The organism is Streptococcus mitis (assembly GCF_946190375.1).
In the GTDB taxonomy this organism is placed as follows: Bacteria; Bacillota; Bacilli; order Lactobacillales; family Streptococcaceae; genus Streptococcus; species Streptococcus mitis_CJ.
In genome coordinates this window covers 1-22,400 of record NZ_CAMIAF010000014.1, presented here as the reverse complement: position 1 = coordinate 22,400, position 22,400 = coordinate 1, and the positions used below count along the sequence as shown (strand labels likewise).

Here is a 22,400-nt window from a genome sequence, read left to right as displayed (position 1 = left end):
GGTACTTTTGATAAAAAATTACGATATTTTATACTCAATGAAAATTAAAGAGCAAACTAGGAAGCAAACCGTAGGTTGCTCAAAGCACCGCTTTGAGGTTGCAGATAGAGCTGACGAAGTCAGTAACACCTTTACGGCAAGGCGACGCTGACGTGGTTTGAAGAGATTTTCGAAGAGTATTAGTAAAATTTAAACAAATTTAATCTATCTTCATTGATATATAGAAAATACAGTTTTGATGGGATATAATAAGCATAGAAAAAAGCCCAAGCGATTAGGCTTAGGCTTTCTTCTTAGTGATCACGGTCACATGAAATGAATTTGATTTTGTAGTAATCTGCGCGTTTATATGTTTCGCTGTATGCGAGAACTTGACCAGTAGACTCTAATTTAGTAGTCTTGGTTTGTAAAACGCTAGGGAATTGTTCATCGACTCCGAGGACTGAAGCCGCATGTTCTGGAGTTGGAAATGCTATTTCATTGATTTCTTCAAAATGTTCATCATTCATGTGGATGTGATAATCCAATTTGAAACGGTTATAGATAGAGCTATAGTATTCAAGATTTGGATAATTTGCGTTGATGTATTGTTCTGGAATATAAGATGTGTGATAGATGTATACGACACCATTTGTTTCGCGTACACGTTCAATCTTGTAGTAGAATTGGTTACCGCGTAGTCCAAGTTTTTCTAAGTAGCTTAGTTTGTTTCCACGCTCAATAGAAAGGACGGTCACTTTATCATCTTTAGTTTCAAAAACTTCTACATCAGAAAACTCTACGAGTTTGTGTTTGCGTGCGCGTGAAACGAATGTACCCTTTCCTTGTTGGCGGACAATATAGCCATCTTTGGCAAGGTCGTTTAAGGCGCGGACAACTGTGATAGAACTTACATCATACATAGCGATCAATTCAGCTTCAGTGTAAAATTTATCTCCACTAGCGAATTGGCCAGAAATGATTTTGTTCTTTAATTCATCTTTTATATATTGATACTTTGGAATTGCCATAATTTCACCTCGATTTTCCTTCTCCGTTAAAGATTTTACCATAAAACCGGAAAGAATAGTAGTCTTTTGAATAAAAAAATTAGAATAATAGGCTATAAGGTTAATTTACATAAAAAATAGGAGGTTTTATACATTTTTATACATGCCACCTGTTTGAAGCTATATGTCTGTAAATTTTATATCTTTATAAGTTTTTGTGTAAAAGTTGGGGAAAAATGAAAAAAATTGTGAAAAGCTATTGACAAATGTAGTGTATTGAGTTATATTCAATATATCAACAAATGAAAGCGTAAACTTAAAATGTCAAAAAGTAAGAATATGACACGATTTGAGATACGAGATGATTTCTATCTCGATGGAAAATCATTTAAGATTTTATCTGGCGCCATTCATTATTTTAGGGTTCCTCCAGAAGATTGGTATCATTCGCTCTATAACTTGAAGGCTCTTGGTTTTAATACAGTAGAGACTTATGTGGCTTGGAATTTACACGAGCCACGTGAGGGCGAGTTTCATTTTGAAGGAGCTCTGGATTTGGAGCGGTTTCTTCAGACAGCACAAGATTTGGGTCTCTACGCTATCGTTCGTCCGTCACCCTTCATCTGTGCGGAGTGGGAATTCGGTGGCTTACCAGCCTGGCTCTTAACAAAGAATATGAGGCTTCGTTCCTCAGATCCTGCCTATATTGAGGCTGTTGGTCGCTACTATGACCAGCTCTTATCACGATTGGTTCCACATTTGTTGGACAATGGTGGCAATATCCTCATGATGCAGGTTGAAAATGAGTATGGTTCTTATGGAGAAGATAAGGCTTATCTGAGAGCCATTCGACAGTTGATGGAAGAGCGTGGCGTAACCTGTCCCCTCTTTACATCAGATGGTCCATGGCGAGCTACTCTGAAAGCTGGAACCTTAATCGAAGATGACCTCTTTGTAACAGGAAACTTTGGTTCTAAGGCATCTTACAACTTTTCACAGATGCAGGAATTCTTTGATGAACATGGCAAGAAATGGCCGCTCATGTGTATGGAGTTCTGGGATGGCTGGTTCAATCGTTGGAAAGAACCGATTATCACACGGGATCCCAAAGAGTTGGCAGATGCAGTTCGAGAAGTTTTGGAACAAGGCTCTATCAATCTCTACATGTTCCATGGTGGTACAAACTTTGGCTTCATGAATGGTTGCTCAGCTCGAGGGACTTTGGACCTGCCACAAGTTACATCTTATGATTACGATGCCCTTCTAGATGAGGAAGGAAATCCAACTGCCAAATATCTGGCAGTCAAGAAGATGATGGCAACACATTTCCCAGAGTATCCGCAGTTGGAACCCCTCTACAAAGAGAGTATGGAGTTGGACGCGATTCCACTAGTTGAAAAAGTTTCTTTGTTTGAAACCTTAGATAGCTTGTCCAGTCCTGTAGAAAGTCTCTATCCTAAAAAGATGGAGGAGTTGGGACAAAGCTATGGCTATCTACTCTATCGAACAGAAACAAACTGGGATGCAGAAGAAGAAAGACTTCGTATCATTGACGGTCGAGATAGGGCTCAGCTTTATGTCGATGGTCAGTGGGTTGAAACCCAATATCAGACAGAGATTGGGGAAGATATTTTTTATCAAGGTAAAAAGAAAGCGCTCTCTAGATTGGATATCTTGATAGAAAATATGGGGCGTGTCAACTATGGACATAAGTTCTTAGCAGATACGCAACGTAAGGGAATTCGGACAGGGGTTTGTAAGGATTTACATTTCTTACTGAATTGGAAACACTATTCACTCCCACTAGACAATCCTGAGAAAATTGATTTTTCAAAAGGATGGACTCAAGGGCAACCAGCCTTTTACGCTTTCGACTTTACTGTCGAAGCGCCAAAAGATACTTACCTAGACTTATCTGAGTTTGGTAAGGGAGTTGCCTTTGTCAATGGGCAGAACCTAGGACGTTTTTGGAACGTCGGCCCGACCCTCTCTCTTTATATTCCTCATAGCTATCTCAAGGAAGGTGCCAATCGTATCATCATCTTTGAAACAGAGGGCCAATATAAAGAAGAGATTCATTTAACTCGTAAACCTACACTAAAACACATAAAGGGGGAAAACTTATGACAATTGTAGGATGCCGTATTGATGGACGTTTGATCCACGGACAAGTAGCCAATCTATGGGCTGGAAAACTAAATGTTTCACGTATTATGGTTGTAGATGACGAAGTTGTCAACAACGACGTTGAAAAGAGTGGTTTGAAACTTGCGACACCACCAGGTGTGAAATTGAGTATTTTGCCAATTGAGAAAGCGGCAACCAATATTCTTGCTGGAAAATACGATAGCCAACGTCTCTTTATCGTGGCTCGTAAACCAGACCGCTTCCTTGGTTTGGTTGAAGCAGGTGTACCACTTGAAACCCTTAATGTTGGGAATATGTCTCAAACACCAGAAACTCGTGCCATTACACGTTCTATCAACGTAGTGGACAAGGATGTGGAAGACTTCCACAAACTGGCAGAAAAAGGTGTTAAACTTACTGCTCAAATGGTTCCAAATGATCCAGTTTCAGACTTTTTGAGCTTATTAAAATAGGAAAAAATTTTTAGGAGGTCATTGTTATGATACAATGGTGGCAAATTTTACTTCTCACTTTGTACTCAGCTTATCAAATCTGTGATGAGTTGACGATCGTTTCATCTGCAGGTTCCCCTGTATTTGCTGGTTTCATTACTGGTTTAATCATGGGAGATGTGACTACTGGTCTACTTATCGGTGGTAACTTGCAATTATTCGTTCTTGGGGTTGGTACCTTCGGTGGTGCTTCTCGTATCGACGCAACTTCTGGTGCGGTTCTTGCGACAGCCTTCTCTGTTTCACAAGGAATTGATACAGCACTTGCGATTACAACAATCGCTGTGCCAGTAGCAACTCTCTTGACTTACTTCGACGTTCTTGGACGTATGACAACTACTTTCTTTGCTCACCGTGTGGATGCTGCAATCGAACGCTTTGACTATAAAGGTATTGAACGCAACTACCTACTTGGTGCGATTCCTTGGGCTTTATCTCGTGCCCTTCCAGTCTTCTTTGCGCTTGCTTTTGGTGGTGAATTTGTACAACACGTAGTAGATTTCGTTACAAAATACCAATGGGTTGCAGATGGTTTGACACTCGCAGGACGTATGCTTCCAGGTCTTGGATTTGCAATCTTGCTTCGTTACCTTCCAGTTAAACGTAACCTTCACTACCTTGCTATGGGATTTGGTTTGACAGCTATGTTGACTGTTCTTTACTCATATGTAACAGGTCTTGGTGGCGCTGTTGCTGGTATCGTAGGTACTCTTCCTGCTGAAGTTGCTGAAAAAATTGGTTTCGTGAACAACTTCAAAGGTTTGTCTATGATTGGTATCTCTATCGTAGGTATCTTCCTTGCAGTGCTTCACTTCAAAAATAGCCAAAAAGTAGCTGTAGCAGCACCTTCTACACCATCAGAAAGTGGGGAAATCGAAGATGACGAATTCTAATTACAAACTTACAAAAGAAGATTTTAATCAAATCAACAAACGTAGCTTGTTTACTTTCCAATTAGGTTGGAACTACGAACGTATGCAAGCTTCTGGTTACCTGTACATGATCTTGCCACAATTGCGTAAAATGTATGGGGATGGAACTCCTGAATTGAAAGAAATGATGAAAGTTCATACTCAATTCTTCAATACTTCACCATTCTTCCACACCATCATCGCTGGTTTTGACCTTGCCATGGAAGAAAAAGATGGTGTAGGTTCAAAAGATGCCGTTAATGGTATCAAGACAGGTTTGATGGGACCATTCGCTCCTCTTGGAGATACAATCTTTGGTTCACTTGTACCTGCTATCATGGGATCTATCGCAGCAACTATGGCTATCGGTGGTCAACCTTGGGGTATCTTCCTTTGGATCGCAGTTGCAGTTGCTTATGACATCTTCCGTTGGAAACAGTTGGAATTTGCCTACAAAGAAGGGGTTAACCTTATCAACAACATGCAAAGTACTTTGACAGCTTTGATTGACGCTGCATCTGTACTTGGTGTCTTCATGATGGGTGCTCTTGTAGCAACAATGATCAACTTTGAAATTTCTTACAAATGGGCAATCGGTGAGAAGATGATTGACTTCCAAGACATCTTGAACCAAATCTTCCCACGCTTGCTTCCAGCAATCTTTACTGCCTTTATCTTCTGGTTGCTTGGTAAGAAAGGTATGAACTCTACTAAAGCTATCGGTATTATTATCGTACTTGCTTTGGCTCTTTCTGCCTTTGGTAAATTTGTACTTGGAATGGGCGCATAATTTATGACGCAATCATTAATTTTGGTGAGTCATGGTCGCTTCTGTGAAGAACTTAAAGGTAGCACTGAAATGATCATGGGCCCACAAGACAACATTTACACAGTAGCTCTTCTTCCAGAAGATGGCCCAGAAGACTTTACTGCAAAATTTGAAGTTGCTATTGAAGGATTGGATGATTTCCTAGTCTTTGCGGATCTTCTCGGTGGGACACCTTGTAACGTGGTCAGTCGTTTGATCATGGAAGGTCGTGACATCGAACTTTATGCAGGGATGAATCTTCCAATGGTGATTGAATTTATCAATGCGAGCCTTACAGGCGCAGATGCGGACTACAAGAGTCGTGCTGCAGAAAGCATTGTGAAAGTCAATGACCTGTTAGCTGGCTTCGATGATGACGAAGATGAATAATACTCTTCGAAAATCAAATTCAAACTACGTCAACGTCGCCTTGCCGTAGGTATATGTTACTGACTTCGTCAGTCTTATCCTGCAACCTCAAAGCAGTGCTTTGAGCTGACTTCGTCAGTTCTATCTACAACCTCAAAACAGTGTTTTGAGCAGCCTGCGGCTAGTTTCCTAGTTTGCTCTTTGATTTTCATTGAGTATACGATGTGACAACGTGAAAATCGTTAGAGCATTTTATATAGAATATACATGGGAATGGGGCTTACTCCCATTCCCATCTTTAATAGAAAAAGAGGAACTCAATGCTACATTATACAAAAGAAGACTTACTCGAATTGGGTGCAGAAATCACTACACGTGAAATCTACCAACAGCCTGATGTATGGAAAGAAGTTTTTGAATCTTATCAAGCAAAACGTGAAGAAATTGCAGCCTTCCTGCAAGAGATTGCGGATAAACATGACTATATCAAGGTTGTTTTGACAGGTGCTGGTACTTCAGCTTATGTGGGAGATACCTTGGTACCTTACTTTAAGGAAGTCTATGACGAACGAAAATGGAATTTCAATGCTATTGCGACAACAGATATCGTTGCCAATCCAGAAACTTATTTGAAAAAAGATGTGGCAACTGTCCTTGTATCCTTTGCCCGTAGTGGAAATTCGCCTGAAAGTGTAGCGACTGTTGATTTGGCCAAAGCCTTGGTGGATGAGCTTTATCAAGTGACTATTACTTGCGCAGCAGATGGTAAATTGGCTCTTCAAGCCCATGGAGATGACCGCAATCTCTTGCTTTTGCAACCAGCTGCTTCTAATGATGCTGGCTTTGCCATGACCTCTAGCTTTACGTCTATGATGTTGACAGCTCTCTTAGTCTTTGATCCTACAGAATTTGCTGTTAAGTCTGAACGTTTTGAAGTTGTATCTAGTCTTGCCCGTAAAATTCTAGACAATGCAGAAGATGTCAAAGAACTTGTTGACCTAGACTTTAACCGTGTCATCTATCTAGGCGCTGGTCCTTTCTTTGGACTTGCTCATGAAGCTCAGCTCAAGATTTTGGAACTGACTGCTGGTCAAGTTGCGACTATGTATGAAAGCCCAGTTGGCTTCCGTCACGGTCCAAAATCTCTTATCAACGAAGATACAGTTGTTTTGGTCTTTGGTACAACAACAGACTACACTCGCAAGTACGACTTGGATTTGGTTCGTGAAGTTGCTGGTGACCAGATTGCTCGCCGTGTTGTGCTTTTGAGTGATCAAGCCTTTGGTCTTGCAAATGTCAAAGAAGTGGCCCTTGGTTGTGGCGGTGTCTTGAATGATATTTACCGTGTCTTCCCTTACATCGTTTATGCCCAACTCTTTGCCCTATTGACTTCACTCAAGGTAGAAAACAAACCAGATACACCGTCTCCTACAGGTACAGTAAACCGTGTGGTACAAGGTGTTATCATCCACGAATATCAAAAGTAAGACAGTGTTTATGAATTCTTGACAAGAGAATTTGTAAACTATCAGATAAACCATAGATTGTCAGTAGGCTTTCTATGGTTTGTTTGCTTGAGAGAAATAGTAAAAGGAGAACAGAATGAAAGCATACACAGAGCGTGTATTTGGAAATGTTGAGGGCAAGGATGTCTTGGCCTATCGCTTTGAGACGGACGGTGGCTACCAGCTTGAGGTTATGACTTATGGTGCAACCATCTTGCGCTATGTCACACCTGACAAGGCTGGAAACTTTGCCAACGTTATTTTGGGATTTGATGACTTTGACAGCTATGTAGGCAATAGTCCCAAGCATGGAGCTAGCGTAGGTCCTGTGGCGGGGCGTATTGCAGGTGCGACCTTTGAATTAAATGGCAAGACATATGACCTTGAAGTCAACAATGCTAGCAACTGTAACCACAGTGGTTCAACTGGTTGGGATTCTAGTTTATTTGAATTGGTCGAGGTGAGCGACCATGGCTTGACCCTCTACACAGAGCGTACAGATGGGACAGGAGGATTCCCTGGCAATCTTAAAATCTGGATTAGCTACAACTTAGAAGAAACTGGTGCCTATGAAATCAGCTACAAGGTGACGACCGATCAAGATACGCTGGTCAATCCAACAAACCACAGCTATTTCAACTTGTCTGGTGATTTCACGCAGACGATTGACCGTCATGTCTTCCAACTAAATACTGAGGGCATTTACCCAATCGCTCCCGACGGTGTTCCTGCCAAAACTCCAGAAGCCAACCGTGATGTGGTCAAACACATCTACAATGGTGCCTTGTTGAAAGATATCTTTGCAGAAGAAGATGAGCAAATCCAGCTGGTATCAGGTTTGGATCATCCATTTGCCCTTCCTGCAGGTCATGACAATGCTGGATTCCTTTATGACCAAAACTCAGGTCGCTTCCTGCTTTTCAAGACAGAAGCTCCTTGCTTTGTAGTTTACACAGCAAACTTTGTGGATGAGAGTGTCATCATAGGAGGTCAGCCAATGGTACAGCACAATGGGATTGCCCTTGAAGCGCAAGCTTTACCAGATGCCATTCACAGTGACCTCAAAGACCAAGTCATTCTCAAAGCAGGTCAAACTTTTACAAGTAAGACACGTTATGAGCTTGTTGTGAAGTAAAGAAAGCTGGGAAAAAGTCTTTAAATTTAGAAAAACACATATTGTCGGGTGCTGAAAGTTTGATAATATGTGTTTTATTATGGAAAGATTTATAGTTCGTTGAATCAATAGCAGGACAAATAAGTTGATAAAATATTATGAAAAATCAGTTTGAATTTCTCAATCAACTTGTTCATATTCTATTTCAATCTACTATACTTTCTCTTATCCTGAAATGATGTTATTACTCAGCATCTCTTGAGTTGTCTGGCTTGACTTTCTTGATGGAAATTATATAATAGTTGTAATAATAACAATTACAACAAAAAGAGGACCATTTATGACCTATGAATACAAGAGCCACATTTATTTGGCAGAGGCAGTTTTAAATGTAAAGGATTTGGCAAGTCAAACTGCCTTTTATCAGCAAATCATTGGTTTAGAAATCTTATCTCAAACGGAGACAGAGGTCATTCTAGGCCTTGGTGGAAAAGCCTTGGTACAGTTGATTCAAACACAAGAAGAGGGACAAGTAAGGGAACATTATGGCCTTTACCATCTGGCTATTCTCTTGCCGACACGCAAGGCTTTGGCTGATGTCTTGAAACATCTGACGGATTTGCAGATTCCTCTTGTCGGCGGTGCAGACCACGGTTACAGTGAGGCCATTTACTTGGAAGATTTGGAGGGAAATGGCATTGAACTCTATCGAGATAAGCCGGTTTCCACATGGGATATTCGAGAAGATGGACGCATTATTGGGGTGACAGAGGCTCTTGCGGCGCAGGATATCTATGAGTTGGGGGAAAGAGTAGAGCCTTTTATCCTAGCAGATGGTACGAGAATGGGGCATATCCATTTGTCTGTCAAGGATAGTCGAAAGTCTAGCCAGTTTTATCAAAAGGTGTTAGAGCTAGAGGATAAATTCAGTGTACCTAGCGCTAGTTGGATTGCAGCTGGGGACTACCATCATCATTTGGCAGTCAACGAATGGGGAGGAAAAGGCCTAGTTCCGCGTAAGCAAGGCTTGCCAGGCTTAGCCTATTATGTTATTGAAGTCGCACATAAAGAAGAACTGTTAGCGATTGCCCAACGAGCACAAGAAGTTGATGCACCAATCAGGTGGTTGACATCTAGCCAGCTGGAAGTTACAGACCCAAATGGAATCGTGACCCGTATCTGCTTAGACAGATAAAACGAGGAATTTCTATCAAGTTATCAGCATGGCTAGTTCACCTTTTGAAAAATCTGTGGTAACAGAACTGCGTGAGACGGATGGGCGAGAATTTTGACAAAGGAGCTGATTAGAGATATAATGAAGAAAAATCGAGCAAGGAAAAAGAAATGACAAACTCAAAGTATATTACTCGTTTGAAACGTTCAGAGGGTCAGTTGCGTGGGATTCAAAAGATGATTGAAGAGGATCGTGACTGTGCTGATATTGTTACGCAACTAACAGCCGTGAAATCTAGTGTAGAGCGCGTGATTGAGATGATAATTACCGAAAACCTTACTGAATGTATCAATCAACCGCTAGATGATCCTGAAGCTCAAAAGGAACGTCTAGAAAAGGCTATCCGCTACTTGATTAAACGGAAATAAAGAGATGAGAGTTGCAAAGATCTTTGCTATTAGAATAGTTGAATGTGAATCAAGAGAGGCTGGAAAAAGTCTTTCAAATAAGAAAAACGCATAGTATCAGGTGTTGAAAGCTTGATACTATGCTTTTTGTTATGTAGAGACTTATACTCTTCGAAAATCTCTTCAAACCACGTCAGCTTCACCTTGCCGTAGAAATATGTTCCTGACTTTGTCAGTCTTATCTACAACCCCAAAACAGTGTTTTGAGCAGTCTGCGGCTAGCTTTCTAGTTTGCACTTTGATTTTCATTGAGTATTACTTCATTTTCTCCTGAAATTGAGTTTTTGCCCAGCTCCTCTTGATTATTCTACTTGACCGGGCCAAGCATTCATACCACCTTCTACATTTGTAACGGTGAGGCCTTGGGCGCTGAGAAATTGGCAGGCAGAGGCAGAACGTACTCCACCTTGACAGATGACATGGTATTCATGGTCAGGTTTGAGTTCTTTGTATCCTTGTTCCAAGGTACTTAACGGAAGATTTTTGGCACCTGGTGCATGTCCTGCTTGGAATTCATGTACTTCACGGACATCGATAAGCTCTAGATTTTCATTTTGATATTTTTCATAAAAGTCAGCCATGCTGATATTAGTTTCCATATTCTACTCCTTCTGGCTTAGCCATTTTGTATAGTGAATAAGCGCCGTCAAGGTTTTGGACGGTAAATCCTGCTTGTTTGAGGATACGCTCTGCGATATAGCTGCGCAAACCACTGTGGCAGCTAACGATGTAGGCTTGGTTCTTGTCCAGTTCGTCCAAGCGTTCCCGTAGTTCGTTTAGGGGGATGTGGATGGTATCGACTTTGAGTCTACCACTTTGGAATTCGCCACTTGTCCGTACATCAAGGAATTTCTTACCTTTAGCCAGTTCGTCTTCGAGCTGATACCATTGAATATTGTCGCTGAGACCTTCGATAAGGTTCAAGGCTGCGTAGCCCAGCATATTGACGGGATCCTTGGCAGAGCCAAATGGTGGCGCATAGGTGAACTCCAATTCTGGTAAGTCAAAGACGGAGAGATTTCCCTTGATAGCAGTTGCTAGGATATCGATTCGCTTGTCAACACCTTTCTTCCCAACTCCTTGGGCACCGTAGATTTTTCCAGTGGTTGGGTCAAAGAGGAGCTTCAAGGTCATATCAGTAGCACCTGGATAATAACTAGCGTGATCTTTCCCACTGACATGAAGGACCTTGTAAGGAAGTTGATTCATGCTAAGAATACGCTCGCTGAGACCAGTCGAAGCAGCTGTCATATCAAAGGCACGAACGATCGCAGTGCCGATACTGCCCTTGTTTGTACGTCCTAGTCCTGCGATGACGTCTGCCACTTGGCGTCCCTGACGATTAGCAGGAGAAGCGAGAGAGATGAGAGCATCTTGGCCTGTAATCTCTTGCTTGACGACGATGGCATCCCCAACTGCAAAAATATCTTTTTGACTGGTTTCATAATGTTCATCGACCAGGATTCCACCACGAAGCCCCAGTTCAATCCCCGCAACTTTGGCCAGTCCGTTTTCAGGTTCAACACCGACAGAAAGAATGGTGAGGTCAGAAGCAATGTTTTGACCATTTTCTAGAACGATGATATTTCCTTGGTCTTCAAATCGAACCGCAGACTGAGAAGTGATGACGCGAACGCTATTTTTGACCAATTCTGCTTGGACAAAGGCTGCCATTTCCTGATCTAATGGCGGCAAGACATGGGGTGCTTTCTCCACGATAGTAACTTGCAATCCACGTTTCGCTAGGTTTTCAGCCATTTCAAGTCCGATAAAGCCTGCACCGATAACGACAGCTTCTTTTGGATGATTGTCCAAGGCTGCCATAATTTCATCGAGATCGGGAACGTTGCGGAGCGTGTAGGCATTCTTAGTTTCTGCCAAACCCTCAATGGCAGGAACAAATGATTTAGCTCCTGGGGAGAGGATCAACTTGTCGTAGCTTTCTGTGAATTCCTGTCCATCGTGTCGTACCATCACAGTGTGTTCTTCTGGCGAAATGCTGATGACCTCATGAAAAGGACGAACATCCAGATTAAAGCGTGCTTTGAGACTTTCAGGAGTTTGGACCAATAAACTATCACGGTTTGCAATTTCTCCTGAAACATAGTAAGGAAGTCCGCAGTTTGCAAAGGAAACAAAGGGACCTTTCTCAAAAATAGTGATTTCAGCGTCTTCCATGAGACGTCTGAGACGGGTTGCTGCAGACATACCGCCTGCAACTCCTCCGACAATGATAATTTTCATTGACTTTCTCCTTTATGCTTCTAGATGACTTTTCCTGTCCAAGCGCTCATACCGCCTCGGACATTGATGACATCGTAGCCTTTTTTCTTTAGCTTTTTAGCAGCCATCTTACTACGCACACCAGAATGACAAATGACATAAAGTGTTTCTTTTGTTGTTGGTGTGTAGGAACCAATTTCGGTCAGAGGAACATTCTTGGCATTTTTGATATGACCTCTACGAAATTCCATTGGCGTCCGAACATCTAGTAGCTGAATTGGTTCCTTGAGTTTAGCTTCTAACTCGCTGGTAGAAATACTGTCAATTTTTGTAAATAAGTGAAACATAGGCACCTCCCAATATACCCTTATGGGGTATATTAAACCATGAAGTCAAGCTTTTGTCAAGCAAGTTGTTTTGACTTGGTGGAGATTGGTTGCGATTGTATTGTTTTTCTCCTCAGTTCCTCAGCTTCCTCCTTGACACTCGGTCAGCTTTTGATACAATAGTACAAAATTAGAGGAGGTAGGTTATGATTCAGAAACATGCGATTCCCATTTTAGAGTTTGATGACAATCCTCAGGCGGTCATCATGCCTGATCACGAGGGGCTGGACTTGCACTTGCCCAAGAAGTGTGTCTATGCTTTTTTAGGTGAGGAGATTGACCGCTATGCGAGGGAAGTAGGGGCGGACTGTGTCGGCGAATTCGTTTCTGCCACCAAGACCTATCCAGTCTATGTCGTGAACTACAAGGGCAAGGAGATCTGTCTGGCTCAGGCACCTGTTGGCTCCGCTCCAGCAGCCCAGTTTATGGATTGGTTGATTGGCTATGGTGTGGAGCAGATTATTTCCACCGGTACCTGTGGTGTGCTAGCTGATATAGAAGAAAATACCTTTCTAGTCCCTGTTCGCGCTCTGCGAGATGAAGGAGCTAGTTATCACTATGTGGCACCTTGTCGTTATATGGAAATTCAGCCAGAGGCTATTGCTGCCATTGAGCGAGTGTTGGAAGCCAGAGGGATTCCCTATGAAGAAGTCATGACCTGGACGACAGACGGTTTTTACCGAGAAACGGCTGAAAAGGTGGCTTATCGCAAGGAAGAAGGCTGTGCTGTTGTGGAGATGGAGTGTTCTGCGCTTGCGGCAGTAGCTCAACTGCGTGGGGTTTTCTGGGGAGAATTGTTGTTCACAGCTGATTCCTTAGCAGACTTGGACCAGTATGATAGTCGTAACTGGGGTTCAGAAGCTTTCGAGAAGGCCTTGGAACTCTGCCTTGAGATTGCCTTTCAGATATAGCTACTCTCCTACTTTTTATGGTACAATGGATGTATGTTATTCAAATTATTTGTGAAAAAAATTGAAAGGGCCTTGGGCGGACTTTCGCCAGCTCGTCGCATCTTTTTAAGTTTCGCTGGAGTTATTCTTATAGGTTCTCTCCTTTTGAGTTTGCCTTTTGTTCAGGCAAGTGGTTCGCAGGCCACTTATTTTGACCATCTTTTTACGACGGTGTCTATGGTCTGTGTAACCGGCCTTTCTACGCAACCGGTGGCTACTACCTATAATGTCTGGGGGCAGTTGATTTGTATGCTCTTGATACAGATTGGTGGCTTAGGTCTCATGACTTTTATCGGGGTCTTTTATATTCAGGGGAAGCAAAAGCTTAGTCTTCGCAGTCGTGAAACCATTCAGGAGAGCTTCAGTTACGGGGAGACTCGGTCGCTGAAGGCTTTTATGCGGTCCATCTTTTTGACGACTTTTCTGGTGGAGGGCTTGGGTGCCTTCCTACTAAGTTTTCGTTTTATTCCTGAGTTTGGTTGGGGACGGGGTATTTTTACCTCTATCTTCTTAGCTATTTCAGCCTTTTGTAATGCTGGTTTTGATAATTTCGGCAGTAGCAGTTTAGTGGCTTTTCAGACGGATCCCTTGATTAATCTGGTTATTGCTGGCTTGATTATCACAGGTGGTCTTGGCTTTATGGTTTGGTTTGACTTGGCAACCCAGTTTGACAAGAAGAAAAAACGCCGTCTGCGTTTCCACACCAAGCTGGTTCTCTTCTTGACTGCAGGGATTTTGCTGTTTGGGACAGTATCTACTCTCTTTACGGAGTGGCACAATCCAGGAACCATTGGCAATCTCGGTGTTCCAGAGAAAGTGCTGGTTAGCTTTTTCCAAACCGTCAGCATGAGAACGGCTGGTTTTGCCTCTATTGATTACACCCAAGCTCGGCCTGTGACCCTGTTTATCTATATCCTACAGATGTTTCTGGGTGGGGCGCCTGGAGGGACGGCTGGGGGTCTCAAGATTACGACTTTCTTTGTCTTATTGGTCTTTGCGCGTAGTGAATTGTTGGGCTTACCTCATGCTAATGTTGCGCAGAGAACCATTGAGGCTCGAACAGTCCAAAAATCCTTTAGTGTCTTCATTATCTTTTTGATGACCTTCTTGTTGGGCTTGATGTTGTTGGGAATTACGGCAGAAGGAACACCGCGATTTATCTACCTCATGTTTGAGACCATTTCAGCTCTTGCAACAGTTGGGGTAACTGCAAATCTGACGCCAGAGTTGGGCAAGCTAGCTCTTAGCATTGTCATGGTGCTCATGTTTATTGGCCGTATCGGTCCTTTGACCTTGCTGGTCAGTCTAGCTGACTACCAGCCTGATAAGAAAGATTTGATTCAGTATATGAAAGCAGATATTAGTATTGGATAAGAAAGGAAGAATGATGTCAGATCGTACGATTGGAATTTTAGGTTTGGGGATTTTCGGGAGTAGTGTCCTGACGGCCCTAGCCAAGCAAGATATGAATATCATTGCCATTGATGACCACGCAGAGCACATCAATCAATTTGAGCCAGTTTTGGCGCGTGGAGTTGTTGGCGATATCACAGATGAGGAACTCCTCAGAACTGCAGGAATTGATACCTGTGACACGGTTGTAGTGGCAACAGGGGAAAATCTAGAGTCGAGTGTGCTTGCAGTCATGCATTGTAAGAGTCTAGGGGTACCAAGGGTTATTGCTAAGGTCAAAAGCCAGACAGCTAAGAAGGTGCTAGAAAAAATCGGTGCTGACTCGGTGATTTCACCTGAGTATGAAATGGGGCAGTCTCTAGCGCAGACCATTCTCTTTCATAACAATGTTGATGTCTTTCAGCTGGACAAAAATGTGTCTATCGTGGAGATGAAAATTCCGAGTGTTTGGGCAGGTCAAAGCCTGAGCCAGCTAGACCTACGTGGCAAATACAATCTCAATGTTCTAGGGTTTCGTGAACAAGAAAATTCACCCTTGGATGTCCAGTTTGGCCCTAATGATCTCTTGAGGTCAGATGCCTATATCTTGGCGGTCATTAACAACCAGTATCTAGATGACTTGGCAGAATTAAATTCGTAAGGAGGGGGATCCCCTCTTTTTTGATGTCCAAGATAGGAAATAGAGTCAGAAACCCTTGTATTCCAGTAAAAGTCCTTCAAAAGCTGGACTTTATGGTAGAATAGAAAGAAGTGACAAGAGAGAGTAATACTCTTCGAAAATCTCTTCAAACCACGTCAACGTCGCCTTGCTGTAGGTATGGTTACTGACTTCGTCAGTTCTATCTGCAACTTCAAAGCAGTGCTTTGAGCAACCTGCGGCTAGTTTCCTAGTTTGCTCTTTGATTTTCATTGAGTATAAGAAAAAATCAGTCCCCTAAAGGAGTAGATTATGAAGTTATTGTCTATCGCCATTCCTAGCTATAATGCCGCAGCCTATCTTCATTACTGCGTGGAGTCGCTAGTGATTGGTGGTGAGCAAGTTGAGATTTTGATTATCAATGACGGGTCTCAGGACCAGACTCAGGAAATCGCTGAGCGTTTAGCCAGCAAGTATCCTAACATTGTTAGAGCCATCTATCAGGAAAATAAGGGCCATGGCGGTGCTGTCAATCGTGGCTTGGCAGAGGCTTCTGGTCGTTATTTTAAAGTAGTTGATAGTGATGACTGGGTGGATCCCCGTGCCTATTTGAAAATTTTGGAGACCTTGCAGGAACTAGAGAGTGAATGTCAAGAGGTGGATGCCTTTGTGACCAATTTTGTCTATGAAAAGGAAGGTCAGTCTCGCAAGAAGAGTATGAGTTACGAGTCAGTCTTGCCTGTTCAGCAGATTTTTGGCTGGGATCAGGTCGGAAATTTCTCCAAAGGCCAGTATATCATGATGCACTCGCTGATTTACCGGACAGATTTGTTGCGAGCGAGCCAGTTCCAACTGCCTGAGCATACCTTTTATGTCGATAATCTCTTTGTCTTTACCCCCCTTCAGCAGGTCAAGACCATGTACTATTTGCCTGTCGACTTTTATCGTTATTTGATTGGGCGTGAGGACCAGTCTGTTAATGAGCAAGTGATGATTAAGCGTATTGACCAGCAACTCAAGGTTAATCGTCTTTTAGTAGACCAGCTTGATTTATCTAAAGTAAGCCACCCCAAAATGCGAGAATACCTGCTGAATCATATTGAAATCACGACGGTTATTTCCAGTGCCCTGCTCAATCGAGCTGGAACAGCGGAGCATCTGGCTAAAAAACGGGAGCTGTGGACCTATATTCAACAGGAAAATCCAGAGGTCTTTCAAGCCATTCGCAAGACTATGCTCAGCCGTTTGACCAAACATTCCGTCTTGCCAGCTCGCAAACTTTCCAATGTCGTCTATCAAATCACCAAATCTGTTTATGGATTTAATTAATATAAGTATTTTATAAGAGGGATTTAAGAAAAATTTTAACTTTTTCTTAATCCTTTTTAATTTTAGGAGATTATACTAGAGTCATCAAATAAAGAAAAACTCTAAGGAGAATCCTATGAAATTCAATCCAAATCAAAGATATACTCGCTGGTCTATTCGCCGTCTTAGTGTCGGTGTTGCCTCAGTTGTTGTGGCCAGTGGCTTCTTTGTCCTAGTTGGGCAACCAAGTTCTGTGCGTGCCGATGTGGTCAATCCGACCCCTGCTCAAGTCGTACCAGACGCTGCTTCGGTGAGTGAAAAGAGCGACTTGCCAGCAGAGGTTCTCAAGAAAGCAGTCGATACAGCTCTTCATTCAGAACAGGCAGACTCAACACCTAAAGCAAGCTTGGATGCTACAAGCTCTCCAGAAAAAGTGAATGTAGCTGATAAAGACCAAGTGGTAGCGCCAAAAGAAGAAGTGCAAACAAAACCAGAATCTAAGAAAGAAACAGAAGATGCGCTTAAACCTGCGACAAATCCTGCGCCTACAGTTTCTGGACAAGACCGTGACGCAAATGAAGCTCAACCAGCAACCACCCCAGCTGAAGTTCAAAAAGGCGTAGCTGACAACACCAAAGACACAGTAGATGTCCCAGCCACTTATTTGGACAAGGCCAACTTCCCTGGTCCATTCACAGCTGGTGTCAACCAAGTTATTCCATATGAATTCTTCGCCGGTGACGGTATGTTGACTCGCCTTATCTTGAAAGCATCTGACAAGGCTCCATGGTCAGACAACGGTTCGGCTAAAAATCCTGCCCTTCCACCAGTAGAAAACTTGGGCAAAGGCCTTTACTTCTATGAAGTGGACTTGGCAGGCACTCAAGGTAAATTTGACAAAGACCTTCTTGACCTCTTGAAACAAAACGGCACTCAAAGCTATAAAGCTACTATTAAAGTGTACGGTGCGAAAGATGGTAAGGCTGATTTGACAAATCTCGTAGCGACTAAAGGTTTGGATGTCAACTTGAATGGCTTGACTACACCAGCTGAAGTTCAAAAAGGCGTGGCTGACAATACCAAAGATACAGTAGATGTTCCAGCTAGCTACCTTGATAAAGCTAATTTCCCTGGTCCATTTACAGCCGGTGTCAACCAAGTCATCCCATACGAATTCTTCGCCGGAGACGGTATGTTGACTCGTTTGATTTTGAAAGCATCTGACAAGGCTCCATGGTCCGACAATGGTTCAGCAAAAAATCCAGCTCTTCCACCAGTAGAAAAATTGGGCAAAGGTCTCTACTTCTACGAAGTGGACTTGGCAGGTACTCAAGGTAAATCAGACAAAGATTTGTTAGACTTGTTAAAACAAAACGGTACTCAAAGCTATAAAGCTACAATTAAGGTTTACGGCGCAAAAGATGGCAAGGCCGATTTGAGTAATCTTGTGGCCACTAAAGATTTGGATGTCAATTTGAACGGCTTGACTACTCCAGCTGAAGTTCAAAAAGGTGTAGCCGACAATACTAAAGACACAGTAGATGTTCCAGCTACATACTTGGACAAAGCCAACTTCCCAGGTCCATTCACAGCAGGTGTTAACCAAGTTATTCCATACGAATTCTTCGCTGGTGACGGTATGTTGACTCGTCTGATCTTGAAAGCATCAGACAAGGCTCCATGGTCAGATAACGGTTCAGCTAAAAATCCAGCACTCCCACCAGTAGAGAAATTGGGCAAAGGCCTTTACTTCTATGAAGTGGACTTGGCAGGTACTCAAGGCAAATCTGACAAAGAGCTTCTTGACCTCTTAAAACAAAACGGTACACAAAGCTATAAAGCTACTATCAAGGTTTATGGTGCGAAGGACGGCAAGGCAGATTTGAGCAACCTTGTAGCGACTAAGGATTTGGATGTCAATTTGAACGGCTTGACTACTCCAGCTGAAGTTCAAAAAGGTGTAGCCGACAATACTAAAGACACAGTAGATGTTCCAGCTACATACTTGGACAAAGCTAACTTCCCTGGTCCATTTACAGCCGGTGTTAACCAAGTCATTCCATATGAATTCTTCGCCGGAGATGGTATGTTGACTCGTTTGATTTTGAAAGCTTCTGACAAGGCCCCATGGTCAGACAACGGTTCAGCCAAAAATCCAGCTCTTCCACCAGTAGAGAAATTGGGCAAAGGTCTCTACTTCTACGAAGTAGATTTGGCAGGAACTCAAGGTAAATCAGACAAAGATTTGCTTGACCTCTTGAAACAAAACGGCACTCAAAGCTATAAAGCAACTATCAAGGTGTACGGTGCGAAAGACGGGAAGGCAGATTTGAGCAACCTCGTAGCAACTAAGGATTTGACAGTGAACTTGAATGGACATCAGTCTCTTACTCCGATGCAATCAGGCTTCGTCCCATCTTCTAATGGTTCAGCTATGCCGGCTCCAATGATGAATAGTCATCAAGATACGTCTAAGATGAACGCTCAAATGCCAAGTGCCAATCAAGATGATATGAAATCGCAAATGCCAGCGGCTAGCCAGGATAAGATGATGCCTAACAAAGAGCAGGATAAAACCATGGATGCTAGTCAGCCTATGGCAACACTAAGCATGAAACAAGATCAAGCTCCAGCAGCCTCAAGTAAAATGTCTGATGAAGGCAAGATGGCAGCTAATAACAAGGCGTCAAATCCAATGATGGCTGATCAAATGAAAGAGCAAAAAGACATGCTTCCATATACTGGTGAAGCTCAAACATCAATGGCTACTCTTGGATTCTTTGGACTCGCCTTGGCAGGACTATTAGGTGGCCTCGGTTTGAAAGCTAAAAAAGAGGAAAATGACTAGTCTAACTACAGACTTTCTATCTAGGATTTGAAAAATTCAGATATCGATTAGAATGTTCGTAAAGCGATTAAAATAGTGTTATACTATTGTGGTATAGCACTGTTTTTTTCAAAGGAGAGACAGATGGGAAAGACAATTTTACTCGTTGATGACGAGGTAGAAATCACAGATATTCATCAACGCTATCTGGTTCAAGCAGGGTATCAGGTTTTGGTGGCTCATGATGGAGTAGAGGCCTTAGAAATCTTCAAGCGAAAACCGATTGATTTGATTATTACAGATATCATGATGCCTCGGATGGATGGTTATGACTTGATTAGTGAGGTTCAGTATCAATCTCCAGATCAGCCTTTTCTCTTTATCACGGCTAAGACTAGCGAGCAGGACAAGATTTACGGTCTGAGCTTAGGGGCAGATGACTTTATTGCCAAGCCCTTTAGCCCACGTGAGCTGGTTTTGCGTGTCCACAATATCTTGCGTCGCCTTCATCGTGGAGGTGAGACAGAGGTCGTCAGTCTTGGGGATTTACGGATGAATCACGGTAGCCATGAGGTCCAAGTCGGAGATGTGGCGCTTGATTTGACAGTCAAATCCTTCGAACTTCTATGGCTTCTAGCCAGCAATCCAGAGCGGGTTTTCTCTAAGACAGACCTCTATGAAAAGGTCTGGCAAGAAGACTATGTGGATGATACCAATACCTTGAATGTTCATATTCATGCTCTTCGACAGGAGTTGACTAAACATGCCAGTTCAGAAACGCCCACTATCAAAACCGTCTGGGGCTTGGGCTACAAAATTGAGAAAGCACGAGGTAGTCAATGAAATTAAAAAGTTATATTTTAGTGGGGTATGTCATTTCAACACTCCTAACGATTATCGTGGTTTTTTGGGCTGTTCAAAAAATGCTGATTGAGAAAAGCGAGATTTACTTTCTGCTTGGAATGACCATCGTTGCCAGCCTTGTCGGTGCTGGGATTAGTCTCTTTCTCCTATCGCCGGTCTTTACTTCATTGGGCAAACTCAAGGAACATGCCAAGCGGGTAGCGGACAAGGACTTTTCATCAAATCTGGAGGTTCAAGGACCTGTAGAATTTCAGCAATTAGGCCAAGCTTTCAATGAAATGTCTCATGATTTGCAGGCGACCTTTGATTCCTTGGAAGAAAGCGAACGAGAAAAGGGCTTGATGATTGCTCAACTTTCGCATGATATTAAGACCCCCATTACTTCGATTCAAGCGACGGTAGAAGGGATTTTGGATGGGGTTATCAAGGAAGGAGAACAGGAGCATTATCTAGCAACTATTGGGCGTCAGACGGAAAGACTCAATAAACTGGTTGAGGAGTTGAATTTTTTGACTCTAAATACAGCTAGAAATCAGGTGGAAACGACCAGCAAGGACAGCATTTTTCTGGACCAGCTCTTGATTGAGTGCATGAGTGAATTTCAGTTCTTGATTGAGCAGGAGGAGAGAGATGTCCATTTGCAGGTAATCCCTGAGTCTGCCCGAATTGAGGGAGATTATGCCAAGCTTTCTCGTATCTTGGTGAATCTGGTCAATAACGCTTTTAAATACTCTGCTCCAGGAACCAAGTTGGAAGTGGTAGCTAAGCTGGAAAATAACCAGCTTTCAATCAGTGTGACCGATGAGGGACAGGGCATCGCTCCAGAGGATTTGGAGAATATTTTCAAACGCCTTTATCGTGTCGAAACTTCGCGTAACATGAAAACAGGTGGTCATGGCTTAGGGCTTGCGATTGCGCGTGAATTGGCCCATCAATTGGGTGGAGAAATTACAGTCAGCAGCCAGTACGGTCTAGGAAGCACCTTTACCCTCCTTCTCAATCTCTCTGGTAGTGAAAATAAGGTAAATTCCCAAACTAACTTCCACCGCTAATCCAAGTGGAAGTTAGTCTGATAAAAATCCTAAAAACCAGTGGAAATCCGTGTCAGGGTAAGTTCCACTGATTTTAATCATGCTTGATTTCATCGCTTTTGTAGCCGTAAGGAATAGAAAAAAAGAGCGCACAAAATCCCCTCATCTGAAAGCGTTTCAGATTAAGTTCCGCTATGGTGGAAGTTAGTGTGAGACGTTTGAATGCGGTTAAAGGTTAGTTTTTAGAACTTATGTTGGAGTAATGTAGACGACTGACAGACGTCTTCTGCAGGTATTTTAGAAATACCTAGAAGTTTAGGAATCTCTTCTCCATAGGTAAATGCAAAGAGTTCATAGGCTGACTTTCCATTCAAAGCAGCACGTTTGACACTGTTGACATGCGAACAGACGAGATTAATATCCTCTTGAGTTAAGTTGTCAAAAGAAGTTCCTTTAGGTAGAATGTCGCGAATCAGCGTGTGATTTTTCTCAATTCTCCCTTTCTGGTCAGAGCGATTAGGGTCACAAAAGAATAGCTTACTCTCTCCTCGCACATCCATTTCGATATCATCAAACCTGGCAAACTCTCCACCATTATCGGTAAGAATGACAGGAAAGAGTTGGAAGAAATCTTTGTCAGCTTGGTGAAGAGTGTTCTTGATGTCATAGAGGTGTTTAGTAACCTCAAGGGCAGTTTTATTATCCAGTAGTCTAGCGAAGATAAAGTTACAGAAAGATAGATTGAAGGTGAGTAGGACTTTACCTCCCATCCTCCCCATAACGGT

Annotated in this window: 21 protein-coding genes; 16 read left to right on the top strand and 5 right to left on the bottom strand. The window is 42.7% G+C overall.

Translation table 11 applies throughout. The features are described 5' to 3' along the window. Window positions 1–293: 293 nt before the first annotated feature. On the bottom strand, window positions 294–1,010 hold the full coding sequence (locus N8M09_RS07535) for a GntR family transcriptional regulator (RefSeq protein WP_001007194.1): 717 nt from the start codon (window positions 1,008–1,010) through the stop codon (window positions 294–296). Between the two features lie 318 nt (window positions 1,011–1,328). Between N8M09_RS07535 and N8M09_RS07530 the strand changes: the two genes are divergently transcribed. The 9 genes from N8M09_RS07530 (at window position 1,329) to N8M09_RS07490 (ending at window position 9,937) form a co-directional block, all read left to right on the top strand. Continuing rightward, the gene (locus tag N8M09_RS07530) at window positions 1,329–3,116 is read left to right on the top strand and encodes a glycoside hydrolase family 35 protein (protein ID WP_261064755.1); all 1,788 of its coding nucleotides are present in this window, start codon (window positions 1,329–1,331) and stop codon (window positions 3,114–3,116) included. Next, window positions 3,113–3,589, top strand: a complete 477-nt coding sequence (locus tag N8M09_RS07525) for a PTS sugar transporter subunit IIB (protein WP_261063885.1) — start codon at window positions 3,113–3,115, stop codon at window positions 3,587–3,589. Before N8M09_RS07530 ends, N8M09_RS07525 begins: the two co-directional genes overlap by 4 nt. Window positions 3,590–3,615: 26 nt before the next feature. Continuing rightward, entirely contained in the window at window positions 3,616–4,521 is a 906-nt protein-coding gene (locus N8M09_RS07520; protein WP_000617018.1) for a PTS mannose/fructose/sorbose/N-acetylgalactosamine transporter subunit IIC, read from the top strand. Next, entirely contained in the window at window positions 4,508–5,329 is an 822-nt protein-coding gene (locus N8M09_RS07515; protein WP_000185294.1) for a PTS system mannose/fructose/sorbose family transporter subunit IID, read from the top strand. The genes N8M09_RS07520 and N8M09_RS07515 overlap by 14 nt, the downstream gene beginning before the upstream one ends. A 3-nt stretch (window positions 5,330–5,332) precedes the next feature. After that, window positions 5,333–5,737: a PTS sugar transporter subunit IIA gene (locus N8M09_RS07510; RefSeq protein WP_261064754.1), complete on the top strand. Its 405-nt coding sequence runs from the start codon at window positions 5,333–5,335 to the stop codon at window positions 5,735–5,737. A 299-nt stretch (window positions 5,738–6,036) separates the two neighbouring features. Then, complete coding sequence (locus tag N8M09_RS07505) at window positions 6,037–7,203, top strand: SIS domain-containing protein (RefSeq protein ID WP_261064753.1); 1,167 nt, start codon at window positions 6,037–6,039, stop codon at window positions 7,201–7,203. A gap of 115 nt (window positions 7,204–7,318) precedes the next feature. Further along, window positions 7,319–8,356, top strand: coding sequence for an aldose epimerase family protein (locus N8M09_RS07500; protein WP_033685250.1), 1,038 nt, complete (start codon window positions 7,319–7,321; stop codon window positions 8,354–8,356). 319 nt (window positions 8,357–8,675) lie between these two features. Beyond that, the gene (locus N8M09_RS07495; RefSeq protein WP_261064752.1) at window positions 8,676–9,530 is read left to right on the top strand and encodes a VOC family protein; all 855 of its coding nucleotides are present in this window, start codon (window positions 8,676–8,678) and stop codon (window positions 9,528–9,530) included. 149 nt (window positions 9,531–9,679) lie between these two features. After that, complete coding sequence (locus N8M09_RS07490; protein ID WP_000185159.1) at window positions 9,680–9,937, top strand: metal-sensitive transcriptional regulator; 258 nt, start codon at window positions 9,680–9,682, stop codon at window positions 9,935–9,937. A gap of 341 nt (window positions 9,938–10,278) precedes the next feature. Here N8M09_RS07490 and N8M09_RS07485 read toward each other — a convergent pair whose 3' ends face one another. From N8M09_RS07485 to N8M09_RS07475, 3 genes are read right to left on the bottom strand one after another with little or no spacing between them, the layout of a single operon-like run. Beyond that, on the bottom strand, window positions 10,279–10,575 hold the full coding sequence (locus tag N8M09_RS07485) for a rhodanese-like domain-containing protein (protein WP_261064751.1): 297 nt from the start codon (window positions 10,573–10,575) through the stop codon (window positions 10,279–10,281). Further along, entirely contained in the window at window positions 10,565–12,220 is a 1,656-nt protein-coding gene (locus N8M09_RS07480; RefSeq protein ID WP_261064750.1) for an FAD-dependent oxidoreductase, read from the bottom strand. The genes N8M09_RS07485 and N8M09_RS07480 overlap by 11 nt, the downstream gene beginning before the upstream one ends. 20 nt (window positions 12,221–12,240) lie before the next feature. Beyond that, window positions 12,241–12,546 (bottom strand): rhodanese-like domain-containing protein, encoded by a 306-nt coding sequence (locus N8M09_RS07475; protein ID WP_000468856.1) that lies wholly within the window; start codon window positions 12,544–12,546, stop codon window positions 12,241–12,243. 185 nt (window positions 12,547–12,731) lie between these two features. On the opposite strand from N8M09_RS07475, the gene N8M09_RS07470 reads away from it, so the two are divergent. From N8M09_RS07470 to N8M09_RS07440, 7 genes are all read left to right on the top strand, one after another. Continuing rightward, on the top strand, window positions 12,732–13,496 hold the full coding sequence (locus tag N8M09_RS07470) for a nucleoside phosphorylase (protein WP_261064749.1): 765 nt from the start codon (window positions 12,732–12,734) through the stop codon (window positions 13,494–13,496). 33 nt (window positions 13,497–13,529) lie between these two features. After that, on the top strand, window positions 13,530–14,909 hold the full coding sequence (locus N8M09_RS07465) for a TrkH family potassium uptake protein (RefSeq protein WP_261064748.1): 1,380 nt from the start codon (window positions 13,530–13,532) through the stop codon (window positions 14,907–14,909). Window positions 14,910–14,922: 13 nt separating this feature from the next. After that, window positions 14,923–15,588, top strand: a complete 666-nt coding sequence (locus N8M09_RS07460; protein WP_153193698.1) for a potassium channel family protein — start codon at window positions 14,923–14,925, stop codon at window positions 15,586–15,588. A gap of 309 nt (window positions 15,589–15,897) precedes the next feature. Then, entirely contained in the window at window positions 15,898–16,914 is a 1,017-nt protein-coding gene (locus N8M09_RS07455) for a glycosyltransferase family 2 protein (RefSeq protein ID WP_261064747.1), read from the top strand. A 115-nt stretch (window positions 16,915–17,029) separates the two neighbouring features. After that, window positions 17,030–19,741 carry an SSURE domain-containing protein gene (locus N8M09_RS07450; RefSeq protein WP_261064746.1) on the top strand — a complete coding sequence of 904 codons (2,712 nt, stop codon included), beginning with the start codon at window positions 17,030–17,032 and terminating at the stop codon, window positions 19,739–19,741. A 123-nt stretch (window positions 19,742–19,864) separates the two neighbouring features. Beyond that, entirely contained in the window at window positions 19,865–20,563 is a 699-nt protein-coding gene (locus tag N8M09_RS07445) for a response regulator transcription factor (protein WP_261064745.1), read from the top strand. Further along, window positions 20,560–21,636: a HAMP domain-containing sensor histidine kinase gene (locus tag N8M09_RS07440; protein WP_261064744.1), complete on the top strand. Its 1,077-nt coding sequence runs from the start codon at window positions 20,560–20,562 to the stop codon at window positions 21,634–21,636. Before N8M09_RS07445 ends, N8M09_RS07440 begins: the two co-directional genes overlap by 4 nt. Window positions 21,637–21,857: 221 nt before the next feature. On the opposite strand, the gene N8M09_RS07435 is transcribed toward N8M09_RS07440, so the two are convergent. Further along, the coding region (locus N8M09_RS07435) for a transposase (RefSeq protein ID WP_369009849.1) at window positions 21,858–22,400 on the bottom strand (543 nt) is incomplete at its 5' end.

What these genes read in the sequence shown, in the direction of transcription:
- N8M09_RS07465 (WP_261064748.1), top strand. Translation starts at nt 13,530, where the DNA reads ATGTTATTCAAATTATTTGTGAAAAAAATTGAAAGGGCCTTGGGCGGA.
- N8M09_RS07440 (WP_261064744.1), top strand. Translation starts at nt 20,560, where the DNA reads ATGAAATTAAAAAGTTATATTTTAGTGGGGTATGTCATTTCAACACTC.
- N8M09_RS07470 (WP_261064749.1), top strand. Translation starts at nt 12,732, where the DNA reads ATGATTCAGAAACATGCGATTCCCATTTTAGAGTTTGATGACAATCCT.
- N8M09_RS07500 (WP_033685250.1), top strand. Translation starts at nt 7,319, where the DNA reads ATGAAAGCATACACAGAGCGTGTATTTGGAAATGTTGAGGGCAAGGAT.
- N8M09_RS07450 (WP_261064746.1), top strand. Translation starts at nt 17,030, where the DNA reads ATGAAATTCAATCCAAATCAAAGATATACTCGCTGGTCTATTCGCCGT.
- N8M09_RS07515 (WP_000185294.1), top strand. Translation starts at nt 4,508, where the DNA reads ATGACGAATTCTAATTACAAACTTACAAAAGAAGATTTTAATCAAATC.
- N8M09_RS07495 (WP_261064752.1), top strand. Translation starts at nt 8,676, where the DNA reads ATGACCTATGAATACAAGAGCCACATTTATTTGGCAGAGGCAGTTTTA.
- N8M09_RS07510 (WP_261064754.1), top strand. Translation starts at nt 5,333, where the DNA reads ATGACGCAATCATTAATTTTGGTGAGTCATGGTCGCTTCTGTGAAGAA.
- N8M09_RS07475 (WP_000468856.1), bottom strand. Translation starts at nt 12,546, where the DNA reads ATGTTTCACTTATTTACAAAAATTGACAGTATTTCTACCAGCGAGTTA.
- N8M09_RS07505 (WP_261064753.1), top strand. Translation starts at nt 6,037, where the DNA reads ATGCTACATTATACAAAAGAAGACTTACTCGAATTGGGTGCAGAAATC.
- N8M09_RS07530 (WP_261064755.1), top strand. Translation starts at nt 1,329, where the DNA reads ATGACACGATTTGAGATACGAGATGATTTCTATCTCGATGGAAAATCA.
- N8M09_RS07480 (WP_261064750.1), bottom strand. Translation starts at nt 12,220, where the DNA reads ATGAAAATTATCATTGTCGGAGGAGTTGCAGGCGGTATGTCTGCAGCA.
- N8M09_RS07525 (WP_261063885.1), top strand. Translation starts at nt 3,113, where the DNA reads ATGACAATTGTAGGATGCCGTATTGATGGACGTTTGATCCACGGACAA.
- N8M09_RS07445 (WP_261064745.1), top strand. Translation starts at nt 19,865, where the DNA reads ATGGGAAAGACAATTTTACTCGTTGATGACGAGGTAGAAATCACAGAT.
- N8M09_RS07535 (WP_001007194.1), bottom strand. Translation starts at nt 1,010, where the DNA reads ATGGCAATTCCAAAGTATCAATATATAAAAGATGAATTAAAGAACAAA.
- N8M09_RS07485 (WP_261064751.1), bottom strand. Translation starts at nt 10,575, where the DNA reads ATGGAAACTAATATCAGCATGGCTGACTTTTATGAAAAATATCAAAAT.
- N8M09_RS07460 (WP_153193698.1), top strand. Translation starts at nt 14,923, where the DNA reads ATGTCAGATCGTACGATTGGAATTTTAGGTTTGGGGATTTTCGGGAGT.
- N8M09_RS07490 (WP_000185159.1), top strand. Translation starts at nt 9,680, where the DNA reads ATGACAAACTCAAAGTATATTACTCGTTTGAAACGTTCAGAGGGTCAG.
- N8M09_RS07455 (WP_261064747.1), top strand. Translation starts at nt 15,898, where the DNA reads ATGAAGTTATTGTCTATCGCCATTCCTAGCTATAATGCCGCAGCCTAT.
- N8M09_RS07520 (WP_000617018.1), top strand. Translation starts at nt 3,616, where the DNA reads ATGATACAATGGTGGCAAATTTTACTTCTCACTTTGTACTCAGCTTAT.